This is a genomic window from Geotalea daltonii FRC-32, assembly GCF_000022265.1.
Taxonomy (GTDB): domain Bacteria; phylum Desulfobacterota; class Desulfuromonadia; order Geobacterales; family Geobacteraceae; genus Geotalea; species Geotalea daltonii.
On sequence record NC_011979.1, the window covers coordinates 4,058,455 to 4,073,637 of the forward strand.

Here is a 15,183-nt window from a genome sequence, read left to right on the forward strand (position 1 = left end):
CCCATGGCATGACCGATGCCGGTAAGGTGCTCAAGAAACTTTTGCAGCCAGGACAACATAGGGTGCTGCCGATGAGCGGTTCACCTGCCTGCTGCACCAGGCACTGAAGGATCGCGGCAGGGATCTCGCCCAGTATTCTACGGCAGCCGCCTCTTCTCCGCCCCCGTCATGTCCCGGGTAGATAACCACGACAATGACCCCGCCGGATACAACTAGATACGAAGCCTGCTCAAGGGCGGCAAGAGTTGTGGCCGCTCTGGTGATGCAGCTTTTATCACTCCCGGGAAGGTATCCCAGGTTGAAGGCCACCGCCTGCACCGGGTCGGGCACATATGCCGCCAGCTCTTGATGGCCGGCATGAAACAGTTGAACCCGGTCAAGACACTTGTTTTCCTCCAGCAGCAGCCTGGTTTTCTCCAGCGCCTGCTCCTGAACGTCAAAGGCGAAGACAGCTCCCTCGGCCTCGACCAGTCCGGCGAGAAACAGCGTGTCGTGGCCATTGCCGCAGGTGGCATCCACCACCCGGTCGCCAGGTTTGACCCGCTCCCGCAAAAAGAGATGGCTCAGACCTACTGCATTTCCCATATTATCGTTCAATCTAACCGCCTCTATCTGCCGCGGCTTCGTCCGTTCGGTCGGTCGCCACAGCTGCGAACCGTGCAGGGTCTCTGCCTTCGAATCTAAAAAAAAAATTACCGGCTTCGAGAAAAGTTCCATATGCAAGGCTTGCGAGGACCGAGGCGGGAGGCGTACCGGAAGGTACGTTGAGCGCATCGGCCCGCAGCATAACGCAGCAGATGGACTTTTATCGGAGCCGTTATCCGCCTTACTTCTTACCCACTAGAGTGAGCACCGCCGGCAGCGTGATAATAAAAGCCAGCTGACAGGCAACCATCCCCAGGGACATGACCGCGCCGATACTGAAAACCCCCTGGTGGTGGGCCACCATGAGTGCACCGAAGCTGGCCATGATGGTCAGGGTATTGAGGATGACGCCCACTCCAGTGCTGCTTGTAACAACTGCCGTTGCCGAGCCGTCCTCGCGGCGGAAGCGGTTGATGATGTATATGCCCGAATCGACGGCGATCCCCAGGACCAGCGGCATGACGATGATATTGGCCGAATTGAAGTTGATGCCGAACAGCCACATGCCGCTAATCATGAAGAGGACTCCGACCACCAGCGGTACCAGCCCGATCAGTGCAAATTTGATGCTTCTGAAGGTAATGAGCAGGATAATGACGATGGCGATGAAGGCGTAGACAAAGGCCTTCATGTAGGAGTCGCGCATGATCGTCATGGATTCGTAAACCATCACCGGTTCGCCGGTGGCATGAATATCCACCTTGCGCACGTCATCGAGGAATGCCTTGAGCGGCTCCCGGTTGAAGATGTCGTGCTTGGGCACCACCTGCAGCATGTAGCGGCCGGTTTTGCCGACAAAGCGGTCTCTCAGCTCCTGGGGTATTGCAGATGCGGTGACAAGCTCGGCGTTGAGACTCTCCTTCAGGAACTGGATCTTCTCGGGCAGCTCGGCAAACATCCCACCCTGAAAATCCTTGAGCATACCCACCGCATTGCGATCCTTCTCCTTTTCCAGCTTGGCGAAAAAGGTATCCAACGTCGCCAGGAAGGCAGCCACCGGCTTTGCTTCCGGCTTGCCTTCCTGCTCAAGCTTTGCCTTCAGCCGTGCCACAGCATTGCGGAAGTTTTCAAAAACCTCCGGCAGTTCCATGAGGCTCAGGTCTTCCTCGTACTCGCCCGGCTTTATATCGGAGAGTTCGTTGCGCAGAGCTGTCAGATCAGCTACCTTCTGTTGCTGATCCTCGGGAACGAAAGAGTTGAAACTGACCACGTGGTCGACGGTGGGCAAAGACTCCAGCGCCTTGGTCTTGGCCGCCGCATCTGCAGCCGAATCAGCCGTTACCACGGCAAAATAGCCGGAATTTTCCGAGTTGCGCATCAGCTTGTAGGCGTACCTTACGGACTCCAGCCCCCGTGCCTGGAGGTTCATCAGGTTATAATCGAAGGTAATCTGCGACAGGGGATAGAGTGAGGCGAGACAAAGAATTGCCGAAATGGCCACCACTGCCTTGGGATGACCGAAAAGAAGCTGCTTGGCTGATTCAGTGAGGGATGAGGAGTGAGGGGTACGGTCTGAACCAGTCGATGGCGCCTTGATTTTGCGATATCTGGCCAGAACTACCAACATGGCCGGAAGCACGGTAAAGGTTATGATGACGCAGATGGCCACGCCGCCGGCGGCAATGATACCCAGCTCGGCTATGCCCTTGAAGTCGGTGAAGATGAAGGTAAGGAAAGCGGCGGCAACGGTGGCCGCAGCCATGATGATGGCCCAGACATTATTTCTCACCCCGGTCTCAATGGCAACGAGTGGCTCAGCCCCTCCCGTCAACTCCTCCTGGTAGCGGAGCACCAATTGGATGCCGTATTCGATGCCGATGCCGATGAGCATGATGGCAAAGACCATGGAAAGAATATTGAGGTGCCCGATGGCCAGGGTGGCAAAGCCAAAGGAAAGACAGATGGCCACCACCAGCGAAACCATGGCGGCAACGACATTGAGCACCCCGCGGAAGGCGACCAGAAGGAGGATCACCGTCAGGATAAGGGAAACGATAGTGGCCAGGGTGATATCGCTCTGGCTGGTGCTCATCTCCTCGTGTTCGAGAACCGGGTTGCCGGTCAGACCGGCAGAAACACCCTTGAATTGAGGCTGCTTGCGAAGTTCTGCCAGATGGGCACGGATGACCTTGATCGCCTCTTCTGCAGGGACAAAGCTTGCCTGGTTCTTCACCGGCAGAGCGGTAATGACCTGCATCTTCCCGGCCTTGCTGAAACTTGATTCCTGACCATCCTTCCCCTGAAAAAAGAACTCTTCCAATGAGGGAGGGGTAGCTGTGCTATCGCCAAAGCTCTTGAAACCGATCCCGAGCTTTTCCAGCATGAAGGTCAGACTGCCCAGTTGCGCTTCAGCGCCTGGAGAACTGCTCCCTTTGGCCACATAGCCATCAATTTGTCCGGTAAGATAAGTAAAGAGGGTCTGTACCGATGGGGAGGCGGACAATTCCTTGAGCACCGGCTTCAGGGCGGTCAGGTTCTCCCGCAAGCCCTTGACGTCCGCCGCCGGCATGAAGAGCAGGCCGTTCTTCTTGAAGAACTCCAGACCAAAAGGATAGAAAACATCCTGGAAGTGCTGCTCGTCGGCAGCCAGTTTTTCATAGAGTGCGGTACCGAAACGGGCCGCCCGCTCCTGGTCGGCACTTTCGATGACGATGACGATATCGTCCATGTCGCCGAATTCCTGGCGCCAATTGCGGTAATCCTGATGATAGCCCGTGTTTTTTGGCATCAGATCATCGCGGCCGGTAAGAAATTCCATCTTCTTTGCCGTATAGACTACCGAGAACAGAGAACCGAGCAGGGCAACAACAAGAATGACACGGGGATATGCAGCAACAAAACCGAAAAGGCCTTTGAATCGTTTTTCCGTTTTCATAAATCTCCTTGAAGATAAACAGCAATCAAGCTTATGTAACACAGCCGCGTGGTGAAATCAACCACGGCCATCAAGGGTTGAGGCTCTTCGAATCATTGGATGGCGGGCAGAAACATGATTAAGGGTATACCTTTTTACAAAATTGTGCTATTCGTACCGACTTGTATCTGAAGGACAATTTGCAAAAACTAACGAGAAAAAAGGAGCATGGTGTGTAATGAGTCCTTGTAAACATCCCATATCACATGCACTAACATCCTTTAACGGCGAAACAGCCGATAGCGTACCTGTTCAGACTCCCAAAACAGGTGCCAAGATACACCACCTCCCCCCTTCCATCTGGAAAAAGAAAGAAGGGGAATTGAAGAGCCCCCTGGATATCGCCATCGAAAACAGTCGCGACTTCTTCTTCCGCGAGCAGCTTCCGGACGGTTATTGGTGGGCGGAGCTCGAATCAAACTGCACCATCACTGCCGAATATGTCATGCTCTACCATTTCATGGACCTTGTCGACCGTGAACGAGAGCGGAAAATGGCCAACTACCTCCTCAGCAAACAAACTGAAGAAGGATTCTGGACCATCTACTACGGCGGCCCCGGTGATCTTTCAACCACCGTCGAGGCCTATTTTGCCCTGAAGCTGGCCGGATACCCGGCCGATCATCCGGCTATGGTCAAGGCGCGCGCCTTTATTCTCGACAATGGCGGCATCATCAAAACCCGCGTCTTTACCAAGATTTTCCTCGCCCTCTTCGGCGAGTTCGCCTGGTTCGGCGTTCCATCCATGCCAATAGAGCTCATTCTGCTGCCCAACTGGGCATATTTCAATATGTATGAGCTTTCCAGCTGGTCACGAGCCACCATCATCCCCCTGTCGATAGTCATGACACAGAGACCGGTGCGTAAATTGCCGCCGGCTTCCAGGGTTCAGGAATTGTACGTTCGTCCCCCCAGCCCCATCGATTATACCTTTACCAAGGAAGACGGCATTTTTACCTGGAAGAACTTCTTTATCGGCGTCGACCACATCCTCAAGGTATATGAGAGCAACCCCATTCGCCCCTTCAAGAAAAAGGCGATGCTCGCGGCTGAAAATTGGGTGTTGGAGCATCAGGAAGCAACCGGCGACTGGGGCGGCATCCAACCGGCCATGCTCAACTCGGTGCTGGCCCTGCACTGTTTGGGTTATGCCAACAACCATCCAGCCGTTGCCAAGGGGCTGGAGGCGCTGGAAAACTTCTGCATCGAGAGCGAAGACAGCCTTGTACTGCAATCCTGCATTTCGCCCGTCTGGGATACGGCGCTGGCATTGAAGGCGCTGGTGGATTCAGATGTACCCAACGACCACCCGGCGCTGGTCAAGGCGGCACAATGGCTTCTGGACAAGGAGATCCGCAAGGCCGGCGACTGGAAGGTCAAATCGCCGGAGCTTGAGCCGGGAGGGTGGGCTTTCGAGTTCCTCAACGACTGGTATCCCGATGTGGATGACTCCGGTTTTGTCATGATGGCCCTCAAGGATGTTGCCGTCAAGGACCGCAAGTCAATGGATACCGCCATCAAGCGCGGCATCAGCTGGTGCCTGGGCATGCAGAGCAAGAACGGCGGCTGGGGTGCCTTCGACAAGGACAACACCAAGTACCTGTTGAACAAGATCCCCTTTGCCGACCTTGAAGCCCTTATCGACCCCCCCACTGTCGACCTTACCGGACGGATGATGGAGCTCATGGGAACATTCGGCTACGCCAAGGATTACCCACCTGCAGTCAGGGCACTGGATTTCATCAAGAGGAATCAGGAGCCGGACGGCAGCTGGTGGGGACGCTGGGGGGTAAACTACATTTACGGCACCTGGTCCGTTCTGTGCGGGCTTTCCGCCATGGGTGAAGACCTCAACCAACCGTACATAAGAAAAGCCATCAACTGGCTGAAATCCCGGCAGAATATAGACGGCGGCTGGGGCGAGACCTGCGAATCCTATCATGACTCGTCACTGGCGGGCATAGGCGCCAGCACCGCCTCACAGACCGGTTGGGCGCTACTGGCACTGATGGCTGTCGGCGAAGAAAATGCCAGCGCCGTCGCCCGGGGCGTACAGTATCTGCTTGCCACCCAGAAGAGCGACGGCACCTGGGATGAGGACCTTTATACCGGCACCGGTTTTCCAAAGTTCTTCATGATCAAGTACCATATCTACCGCAACTGCTTCCCCCTCACTGCACTGGGCACCTACCGCCGGAAAACGGGGGGAAGGGCCGAAATGCAAGTCAGTGAGCATAACAAATAACCAGGCCCCAGATCAGATTCGATCCATGAAAGTTTTCATCACCGGAGCAACCGGTTTCATAGGCGCAAGCATCGTCAGGGAACTATTGAAGGACGGAGCTACAGTCAAGGCCCTGGCCAGGGCAGGCTCCGACCGCAGCAACATCAATGGGCTCGACGTTGAAATATGCGAGGGGGATCTCTGTACCCCTGAGTCCCTGGAAAAGGGCATCAGGGGCTGCGATATGGTTTTCCATGCCGCAGCCGACTACCGGCTATGGACGAAAAAACCGTCGCAGATGTACGAAATCAACGTAAACGGCACCCGTAATGTCCTTGCTGCCGCACTCAAGGCCGAGGTTAGTAAGGTAGTTTACACCAGCAGCGTCGGCACCCTGGGCAATCCGGGCGATGGCAATCCGGGTAACGAGTCGACACCTGTAAGCCTTGTCGACATGGTCGGCCATTACAAGAAAAGCAAGTTTCTCGCCGAGCGGGAAGCGGAATCCTTCATCGCCAAGGGACTGCCGCTGGTCATCGTCAATCCGTCCACGCCGGTCGGCAGACTTGACATCAAACCGACCCCCACCGGCAAAATTATCGTCGATTTCCTCAACGGGAAAATGCCGGCATACCTGGATACCGGCCTCAACATTATTGACGTGGAAGATTGTGCCCGTGGCCATATCCTGGCTGCCCAAAAAGGGCGCATCGGCGAAAAATACGTCCTGGGCAACAAGAACCTGAGCCTGAAGCAAATATTCGCCTCGCTTGAGGAAATCACCAGGCTCCCGGCACCCAGGGTCAGACTCCCCTACTATCCCATTCTTTTTGCCGCGTACGCCAACGAGGCACTGGCGGCATTGACCGGCAAGGAACCGCTTATACCTCTGGCCGGTGTGCAGATGGCACGCAAATTCATGTTCTTCGACTCTTCCAAGGCTGTAGAGGAACTGGGGCTGCCGCAGAATTCTGTAGCCGACGCCCTGGCAAAAGCAGTAGAATGGTTCCGGCTTGAAGGCTATGCCAGGTGAACCCGGTTCGAAGTTCGAAGTTCTAAGTTCGAGATTGAAATTCGCCTTTAACATCGAACGCCGAACGTCGAACGTCGAACTTTCTTTTAAGAGGTATGTATGTCCAATATTCTCAACAGAATAAACAGCCCCGCAGACCTGAAAACGTTAAAAGAAGATGAACTGCTGCTGCTGGCCGGTGAAATCCGCCAGTTCCTTCTCGATACCGTTTCCAGGACCGGCGGGCATCTGGCTTCCAATCTGGGTTGCGTAGAACTGACCCTGGCACTGCATTACTGTTTCAACTCCCCAAGCGACAGCATCATCTGGGATGTAGGACATCAGGCCTATACCCATAAAATCCTCACCGGCCGCAGGGATGTTTTCCATACCCAGCGCCAATATCAGGGCATCAGCGGTTTTCCCAAGCGCTCCGAATCTGCTCACGATGCCTTCGGCGCCGGCCATTCGTCCACCTCCATTTCAGCCGGCCTTGGCATGGCAGTGGCCAACTGCCTGAAAGGCGATCCAAGCAAGGTCATTGCCGTTATCGGTGACGGCAGCCTCACCGGCGGCATGGCCTTCGAAGCCCTCAACCAGGCAGGGCACCTGCGCAAGAACCTGGTGGTGGTCCTCAACGACAATGAGATGTCCATTTCGAAAAACGTCGGCGCCCTCTCCACCTTCATTTCGCGCAAGCTGACCGGCAATTACTATCGCGACCTGAAAAAGGAGATGCAGAGGCTGTTGCAGAATATCCCCGCCATCGGCGGCAACATCCTCCATTTTGCCCGCAAAGCGGAAAACTCCCTCAAAGGATTCCTCACCCCCGGCACCCTCTTTGAAGCCCTCGGCTTCGAATACATCGGACCGGTACACGGCCACGACCTGCCCCAGCTGATCGAAATCATGCAAAACGTGCGGTCACTGGAAGGGCCGGTCCTGGTCCATGTGGTTACCACCAAGGGAAAAGGTTACCAGCCGGCTGAAGACACCCCCGATAAATTCCACGGCGTCGGCCCATTCGACATCAAGACCGGCAAGGTCACCGGAGGCAAACCGGGAGCTGCGTCTTACACCGGTATTTTCGGCGATACCCTCTGCAAGCTTGCCGAAGAGGATGAAAAGATCGTCGCCATCACCGCCGCCATGCCTGACGGCACCGGTTTGACCAAATTTTCAAGGACTTTTCCCGACCGCTTTTTCGATGTGGGCATCGCTGAGCAGCATGCCCTCACCTTTGCCGCAGGGATGGCCACGGAGGGGTTCCGCCCGGTGGCCGCCATCTATTCCACCTTTGCCCAGCGCGCCTACGACCAGATCTTTCACGATATCTGCCTGCAGAAGCTGCCAGTGACGCTGGCCCTGGACCGGGCAGGCCTGGTGGGAGACGATGGTCCGACCCATCACGGGGTCTTTGATCTTTCCTATCTGCGTCACCTGCCGGAGATGACGGTAATGGCGCCAAAGGATGAGAATGAGCTGCAGCACATGCTGAAGACCGCCATTTATTCAGACCAGCCCATCGCCCTGCGCTACCCCCGTGGTGCCGGTTACGGCGTTGCCATGGACTCTATCCTCAAAACCATTCCCCTGGGGGTGGCGGAACAGCTGGCCAAAGGGGAGGATATCACCCTCATTGCCATCGGTAGCACTGTTTATCCGGCCATGGAAGCGGCTGAACAGCTGAAGGCAAAGGGAATCAAGGCCTGTGTCATCAACGCCCGCTTCGTCAAACCCCTTGACCGCAACCTGATCCTCTCCGCTGCCGGTCGTAGCGGCTGCGTCGTCACCGTAGAAGAAAATGCCCTCCAGGGAGGCTTCGGCACAGCGATAATGGAGCTCTTGTCCGATGAAGGCGCCGGCATCAAGGTAAAAAGAATCGGCATCCCCGACCGCTTCATCGAACAGGGGAGCCAGGCCCAGCTAAGAAAAGATCTGGGACTCGATGCTGCCGGCATCGCCCAGGTTGCGGAAGATTTTCTCAAAACCGGCAATCAGATCCAGCCTGGCCTGGTCCGGGTAAAATAATCTCGTCAAGTTTTAAAACAGCATGTGCATGAAAGGATAGTTAATGCGTTTTCCCCTGCGTCTCAATTACGATCTCACCAAATACATCGTTGCCAACAAAATGAATAAGGTTGACAAATACCCGCTGGTGCTGATGCTTGAACCAACCCATCTCTGCAATCTGGCCTGCTCCGGCTGCGGCCGCATCCGCGAGTACGCCGACACCATCCAGGAGATGATGTCCCTGGAAGAATGCCTGAACTCGGTTGATGAATGCCCGGCCCCGGTTGTCACCGTCACCGGCGGCGAACCGTTCCTTTACCCGCATATCTTCGACCTTATCGATGGGGTACTGAAGCGGGGCAAGCACATCTATCTCTGCACCAATGCCCTGCTGCTGGAAAAAGCCCTGGACAAGATGCGCCCCCACCCCAACTTCACCCTCAACGTACACATGGACGGCATGGAAGAAACCCACGACCGCATCCTGGAGCGCAAAGGGACCTTCAAGACCGCCATCGAGGCCATCAAAAAGGCGAAGAAGCTCGGCTTCCGCGTCTGCACCAACACCACCATCTTCAAGGAAACTGACCTGGTGGAGATCGAAATGCTCTTCTCCAAACTGGAAGAGATCGGTGTCGACGGTCTGCTGGTTGCACCGGGCTTCGGCTATGAGGCCGTTGGCGAGAAGCTCTTCCTGGAGCGGCGGGACATCGAAAAGAAATTCGAGCAGGTTTACGAAATGAGCAAGCGCTTCCGCTTCTTCTCAACCCCCATGTACCTGCGCTTCCTCAAGGGAGAAAAGAAGCTGGAATGCACCCCCTGGGGCAATCCTACCCGGAACACCCAGGGCTGGAAGGCCCCCTGCTATCTCATTACCGACGCCCACTACAAGAGTTTCAAAGAAATGATGGAAAAGACCGAATGGGAAAAATACGGCGTCGGCAAAGACCCCCGCTGCGCCCAATGCATGATGCACTGTGGCTTCGAACCGACGGTCGTTGGGGAGATTGGCAAAAGCTGGAAGGATATTTGGGAGATGATTGTTTGGAACCTGACTTGAGAATCGGGTATATTTGAATAAAAGGCCGCCTTTCTGAAGAGGGCGGCCTTTTTTGCTTCGGATGGAGCGGTTTCAGACCGCCCTGCTTGACATCTTTATTCAGAGTAAATGTTTTTCAGGCTCTTTATCCTTTAAAGAATTGATTATGTTAGTTAAACCAGAAATAGCCGTAAACAGGTCACCTCATGACGGTTGACTGACCACCTGAAATCATTTTGTCCAAAGGTTACTGCAACCCTAGATTTGCAGTATTTATGAGGTATTTTAAATCGCCAGCTTCATCTACCGTTACAACTTGTATTACAGCTGTTCCAGTTCCTTTAGTTGCCGGTGTCTGATATTTACCGGTAATCTGCCCTGCAACTGTGGTATAGACCTGAAGTTGACTGTTCGCCCCACTGGTCGTCCCATCAATAAAACTGCCACCAGCGGAGTTTTGTACGAAAAGCGCTGCAGCAGTCAAACCGACTCTTGTCCCGTCTGGCACCATAGCCCCATTCTTATCACGGATATTAACTGTTACCGTTGCAGTGTTAACTCCATTCGCAACGAGTGTAGACGGATTAGCTGAAATAGAGGCATTGCCGATGGCAAAAAGACTTACACTGCCTTGCCCTATTAAGTTCTGGGGTAAGTTCTGGGGTGTCAGGTAAGTTCTGGGGTGTCAGGCTTGACTTTCGGACATTTCTTCCATCTCGCCCCGTAACTCCTCAAGGAGTTTTATCAGCCGAGCATCTGCCTGCCGGATCAAGCGCTGCGCTGCCTTGCCAAGGGCAGTGATATCACGTTGCAGCACCTTGCCTAGTTCTGTCAGGGTGAGATGCGGTGATTCCTGGACAAGAACTGCAGCAACTGCTCTTGCCTCGCTGAATGGCCTCTTCTTTCCAGGCGCTTAGAGTTCTTTCGCTGCTATTCCATAACGACGGCAGATGGCATCGATGAGTTCGTCAAGTTGCCATTCACGCCGCCAATGCTGGTTCGCCCTTGTCAGCGCTTTATCTGCGAAACAATCATCACCAAGAATCCGTCCCTCGCATGTGCCACTATGGAATTCATTTCTTCTTCCCTCGGCAATGCCATCTAAAAGAAACTGCCGATAATGCTGGATGGCCGCGTTGATTTCCCCCGAGAACAGGGCAAGTACCCATTCGGTCGTCAGCCACGGGAGCATCTCCTTGCCGAGATACGCATTATGACCGCTCCAGCGGTAGCCTTCAGGACATTCTGTCATTCCGGCCCGCACGGGGTTGAGATGGACATAACGGACGAGTTCGAGCAGGTAAGCGTCAGCATCCAACATGATTGCCTTGTAGCGTCCCTGGAAGAGATGCCCGGTGCGCCGGCGGGTGTAATTGATCCATCTGGTGTATTTAAGCGACAGACTCTGCATGATACGCGAGAGGGGAATCTCTTCCACCTGCAAAATCAGATGGACATGGTTAGTCATACAGCAAAATCCGTGAATCCGGCAATGAAATCGTTCTATTACTTCCTGCATGTGCAGATAGAAACGAAATCGGTCACGATCCTTGAAAAAGAGTGGTTCGCCGGCATTGCCACGCAGAATGACGTGGTAGACAGCGCCGGGGTAATGTATGCGAGGTTTACGGGCCATAAAGAAACAATATATCAAAATGTCCGAATGTCAAGCCTGACACCTACGGTTGGCCCTGACACCTACGGTTGGCCCTGACACCTACGGTTGGCCTGACACCTACGGTTGGCCGCAGAGTATGGACTTGTAGCGGTTCTGGAACAGATGGCCGCAGCGCTGATATTTGCGATTAAAGTAAACGGCATAACCGGTCAGCAGACGGCGCATGGTTTCAGCAAGAGAAACTCTGGTCGGCATGAGAAGCAGATGTAAATGGTTTGACATGAGCGCCCAAGCATAACACTTGGTGGCGCTTTTCGTGAGCAGGGCAGAAAGGCTTGCCACAAAACGTTCCTTGTCAGCATCTTCAGCGAAAATGTCACGGCGTTCGATCCCGCGAACAATGACGTGATGGAGGACGTCGGGTATGTCAAGACGTGGTTGGCGTGGCATGAGCGCAAGCTAACATAAGTATTGCTCAGTGACAATAGTTAATTAGCAAGCAACGTCCCCCTAGCTCCCCCTAGAAGTAATCGATGCGGTTGCCCTGGGGAAAGATGATGTGGTCGATCTTGCTGATCGTCCCGCCGCAACTGGCACAGCCGACGGTGGTGTAGCCATACTCGGTGACTGCGGTGTCGCCGGGGGTCTTGATGGTGAGGACCCTGCCGACATTGTCGTAGGTGTAGGTTGTGGTATTGCCGTTGGGGTCGGTTATTCGGAGCAGCGCCGGGGCAGAAAGCTCCTCCACCTTCAAAAGTGGGTTTCGTGAGATCAATATTTCCATAAAAGTCCAATAAAGTGATTGGGTTAGACTCAACATAAATAAAGAGATTTACCCCTCCCATAAGCCCAATCGGGTCAGCTTGGATGTCCCCGTAGAGATTTACGTCCCCGCCCTTAAACCCAATTGGGGCCTTTTGTATGTAGGTATGTGATTAAAAACCACATGCAATTGTTGAAAATATGTGCTGCGATACTGCTCTTTATAGATTTCGATTTTTCAAAAGTGTAGGTATATACTATTCCCTGCAATGCGATATTACCTAAATTTGAATCTAGTGCATGAAATGCAACGAAAATGCTGTTTGAAATTATGAACGCAACACCTATTCCAAACTCATTTCTACTTATACTATACAAATAGTACCTAAATATAATTTCTTCTACCACTGGCGCAATAATGCAACTAACCAACAAAAAAACAATTAGGCCAAACGTTGTATATTTCCTAAGATATGACAAATCATAACCAAAGCCAATCCAGTAATAGTTGATTGCATACAGCACTATAAAAAATAATATAGCAGTAATTGCGTATTTGAACGATATTGGTTTGATTATAGTTTCTTTAAAACGTGTAGTATCTCTTTTATATATATAAAATATTACCGGTAAATATACCAAGATAACAGTAGATGAGTTATCAATATAGCCATTTGGAATCGACAACGTTAACAAAAAATAAACTACGAAGGACAGAATTAGAATGACAATTATTCGTATAATTTCTGCCAAACTATTTGATTTTGTATACTTTGACATTTTCATTGTAACATTTGCGGTTTTAATGGGTTTGGTGACATTGGGCTGTTGTATGGCGCTGGAGCCAAAGGGTTATATCCTTCCACAGGAGGAGAGGGCTTTTCCTTTTCTCGGCAAGCATTATCCTTCAGGTAATTGGAAACCTTTGCTGCTGTATCCAATGTTTTTCCTGGTTTAACTGTTGCGACCTTATATGCCGTAGCTTGGAGTGCTGGGAGGTATTGCAAGGTCGCCATAAGTCCTTCAGGATCAATAAAGTTAATAGGATTATTTTGAACGTAAGCGTATAGGTTTATCCCCCCTCTGAACCCGATGGGGTCCTTTTGGATATACCTCCCTATACTCGGATTATAATCCCTGAAGTAATTGTAGTTCAGCCCTGATTCTTGGTCTGCATACTGGCCCGGAAACCTAAGGTTCAGAGTTCCTGCTCCCGTTATTGCTGCGCTGTCCCCAAACGGCCTGCCTTCAATCTCCCATACCTTCGCTCCGCTTGCATCGGACATAATCAGTGGAGTGCCAAGATGGTCAGTATGGATGTAGTTTGTGCCTGTTGCATTGATCTTCGCAACAGGCTCCCCGTTCAGATACACATACTCCGTCAATCCATCACTGGCATTTTCCACCAGCAGGCTGCCTGCCCGATCATAAATAAAATGGATTGTCGTGCCAACTGTTGTTTTCTTTACTCGTTCTCCACTGGCATTATAGACATAATCTCCTGTCTGAGTTGCCGCGGCTCGTATTAACCTCTGATTCTGGTTATAGGTGTAAGTGGTGGCATTATCAGCAATGCTGTTGCCGTTGGCATCGTAGTTGAGGCTGTTTGTGTTTGCGTCCGTTATGCCTGTTAGCCTATTGCTGCCGGGTTGATAGTTGTAGCTCGTCGTGGCGGTTCCATCCACCTGCGTTAAGCGATTCCCTACTCCGTCATATGTCCATGAAAGATTGCCCCAAGGCCCTGCTGCTGTTTTCAGCCTGTTTAGTGCATCGTAACTGTAGGTCTTGTTTTTGTTGTTGTCGAGGGTGTTGGTGATGCTGGTGATGTTGCTGTTGGCGTCAAAGCCGTATGTGAGGCTCTGCAAGGTTGCCGTAGCGATGCTCACAATCCTGTACTGGTTGTCGTAGCCGATAGTTCTGATGATGCCGTTACCATAGGTGACACTTGCGACCCCACCAAAGGGCTTGTAGGTGATGTTGCCGGCAAGGCTTGTGGTTACACCGCCAATGGTGCTGGTTATACTGCTTACCAGGTCATTGGTGTAATTGTAGGTTATCACCCTGCCGCTCGGGTAGGTGATGGTTCTGGTGTTGCCGTTCATGTCGTAGGTGTACTGGGTGATGTAGGTAATGCCGTCTATGGTCTGGGTCTCTTTGGCGATCTGACCTTTTTTGGTGTATTCGTAGGTGGTGCTGCCGCTTTGATCGGTTACTACGCACAGCCTCCCCTTGCCGTTTGGACAAGTGTCGTAGGTATAGGTGATGTCGGTATCTGTCGGATAGTCTGTTTTTGTAAGCCTGTTGGCTGCATCGTATTGGTAACCGATCGTCACGCCTTTTGCGTCGGTCCTGGTCCTGAGGTTGCCGGCAGGGTCGTAGGTGTAGGTGGTGGTGCCGGTATCGGGGGAGATGGTCTGGTAGAGCCTCCCTTTGTCGTCGTATTTGTAGACGGTGCTGTTGGTGTTGCCGTCGGTTACGGTGGTCAGGTTGTTGTTCGAGTTGTAATTGAAGGCGGTGGTGACAGTGCCCGGTTGAATGGTTGTGGTGAGCCGGCTCAGGGCATCGTATTGACTGGTGGTGATGTTTTGTTTCGGGTCTTTAAAGCTGGTCTGGTTGCCGAGGTTGTCGTAGGTGTACTGGCTGAAGGTGTTGTCTGGGTAGATGGTTTTTGTCATACGACTGAGGGCATCGTACTGGTAGCTGATGGTCTTTTGCAGGGTACCCGACGGATCTTTGGTCTCTTCCTTGAGTTGATTTCCTTCGCTGTCGTAGGTGTAGTTAATGCTGTTCCCCTGGTTGTCGGCAATTTTACTCAGGTTGCCCATATTGTCATAGAAGTAATCGATGCGGTTGCCCTGGGGGAAGATGATATGGTCGATCTTGCTGATCGTTCCGCCGCAACTGGCACAGCCGACGGTGGTGTAGCCATACTCGGTAGGCAACGGTTCGTCCCAAA

General features: G+C 52.8%; 12 protein-coding genes. 4 read left to right on the forward strand and 8 right to left on the reverse strand.

Translation table 11 applies throughout. The features are described from left to right. Positions 1-30 precede the first annotated feature (30 nt). Positions 31-597, reverse strand: a complete 567-nt coding sequence (locus GEOB_RS18240; RefSeq protein ID WP_230198988.1) for a class I SAM-dependent methyltransferase — start codon at positions 595-597, stop codon at positions 31-33. Between the two features lie 229 nt (positions 598-826). Beyond that, positions 827-3,520 (reverse strand): MMPL family transporter, encoded by a 2,694-nt coding sequence (locus GEOB_RS18245; protein WP_012648728.1) that lies wholly within the window; start codon positions 3,518-3,520, stop codon positions 827-829. 217 nt (positions 3,521-3,737) lie between these two features. Between GEOB_RS18245 and shc the strand changes: the two genes are divergently transcribed. The 4 genes from shc (at position 3,738) to hpnH (ending at position 9,868) form a co-directional block, all read left to right on the forward strand. After that, entirely contained in the window at positions 3,738-5,804 is a 2,067-nt protein-coding gene (shc, locus tag GEOB_RS18250; RefSeq protein WP_012648729.1) for a squalene--hopene cyclase, read from the forward strand. A 25-nt stretch (positions 5,805-5,829) separates the two neighbouring features. After that, positions 5,830-6,816, forward strand: coding sequence for a hopanoid-associated sugar epimerase (hpnA, locus tag GEOB_RS18255; RefSeq protein ID WP_012648730.1), 987 nt, complete (start codon positions 5,830-5,832; stop codon positions 6,814-6,816). 99 nt (positions 6,817-6,915) lie between these two features. Next, a complete protein-coding gene (gene dxs / locus GEOB_RS18260; RefSeq protein WP_012648731.1) occupies positions 6,916-8,826 on the forward strand; it encodes a 1-deoxy-D-xylulose-5-phosphate synthase in 1,911 nt (636 codons plus the stop codon). Between the two features lie 43 nt (positions 8,827-8,869). After that, positions 8,870-9,868, forward strand: a complete 999-nt coding sequence (gene hpnH, locus GEOB_RS18265) for an adenosyl-hopene transferase HpnH (protein WP_012648732.1) — start codon at positions 8,870-8,872, stop codon at positions 9,866-9,868. Positions 9,869-10,094: 226 nt separating this feature from the next. Here hpnH and GEOB_RS18270 read toward each other — a convergent pair whose 3' ends face one another. The 6 genes from GEOB_RS18270 to GEOB_RS18295 all read right to left on the reverse strand — a co-directional run bounded on the left by GEOB_RS18270 (position 10,095) and on the right by GEOB_RS18295 (position 15,169). Then, positions 10,095-10,331 carry a hypothetical protein gene (locus GEOB_RS18270; RefSeq protein WP_154650519.1) on the reverse strand — a complete coding sequence of 79 codons (237 nt, stop codon included), beginning with the start codon at positions 10,329-10,331 and terminating at the stop codon, positions 10,095-10,097. Positions 10,332-10,760: 429 nt separating this feature from the next. After that, positions 10,761-11,483 carry a transposase gene (locus GEOB_RS18275; protein ID WP_327049804.1) on the reverse strand — a complete coding sequence of 241 codons (723 nt, stop codon included), beginning with the start codon at positions 11,481-11,483 and terminating at the stop codon, positions 10,761-10,763. A 99-nt stretch (positions 11,484-11,582) separates the two neighbouring features. Further along, entirely contained in the window at positions 11,583-11,915 is a 333-nt protein-coding gene (locus GEOB_RS18280; protein ID WP_012648733.1) for a transposase, read from the reverse strand. Between the two features lie 70 nt (positions 11,916-11,985). Next, entirely contained in the window at positions 11,986-12,249 is a 264-nt protein-coding gene (locus GEOB_RS18285) for an RHS repeat domain-containing protein (RefSeq protein ID WP_012648734.1), read from the reverse strand. 113 nt (positions 12,250-12,362) lie between these two features. After that, positions 12,363-13,013, reverse strand: a complete 651-nt coding sequence (locus tag GEOB_RS20735; RefSeq protein WP_012648735.1) for a CPBP family intramembrane glutamic endopeptidase — start codon at positions 13,011-13,013, stop codon at positions 12,363-12,365. Then, positions 13,010-15,169 (reverse strand): RHS repeat-associated core domain-containing protein, encoded by a 2,160-nt coding sequence (locus tag GEOB_RS18295; protein WP_012648736.1) that lies wholly within the window; start codon positions 15,167-15,169, stop codon positions 13,010-13,012. The genes GEOB_RS20735 and GEOB_RS18295 overlap by 4 nt, the downstream gene beginning before the upstream one ends. Positions 15,170-15,183: the final 14 nt, after the last annotated feature.

Excerpts from the sequence above, each read along its gene's own strand:
- GEOB_RS18245 (WP_012648728.1), bottom strand. The coding sequence starts at position 3,520 with ATGAAAACGGAAAAACGATTCAAAGGCCTTTTCGGTTTTGTTGCTGCA.
- shc (WP_012648729.1), top strand. The coding sequence starts at position 3,738 with ATGAGTCCTTGTAAACATCCCATATCACATGCACTAACATCCTTTAAC.
- hpnA (WP_012648730.1), top strand. The coding sequence starts at position 5,830 with ATGAAAGTTTTCATCACCGGAGCAACCGGTTTCATAGGCGCAAGCATC.
- dxs (WP_012648731.1), top strand. The coding sequence starts at position 6,916 with ATGTCCAATATTCTCAACAGAATAAACAGCCCCGCAGACCTGAAAACG.
- hpnH (WP_012648732.1), top strand. The coding sequence starts at position 8,870 with ATGCGTTTTCCCCTGCGTCTCAATTACGATCTCACCAAATACATCGTT.
- GEOB_RS18275 (WP_327049804.1), bottom strand. The coding sequence starts at position 11,483 with ATGGCCCGTAAACCTCGCATACATTACCCCGGCGCTGTCTACCACGTC.
- GEOB_RS18280 (WP_012648733.1), bottom strand. The coding sequence starts at position 11,915 with ATGCCACGCCAACCACGTCTTGACATACCCGACGTCCTCCATCACGTC.
- GEOB_RS18285 (WP_012648734.1), bottom strand. The coding sequence starts at position 12,249 with ATGGAAATATTGATCTCACGAAACCCACTTTTGAAGGTGGAGGAGCTT.
- GEOB_RS20735 (WP_012648735.1), bottom strand. The coding sequence starts at position 13,013 with ATGAAAATGTCAAAGTATACAAAATCAAATAGTTTGGCAGAAATTATA.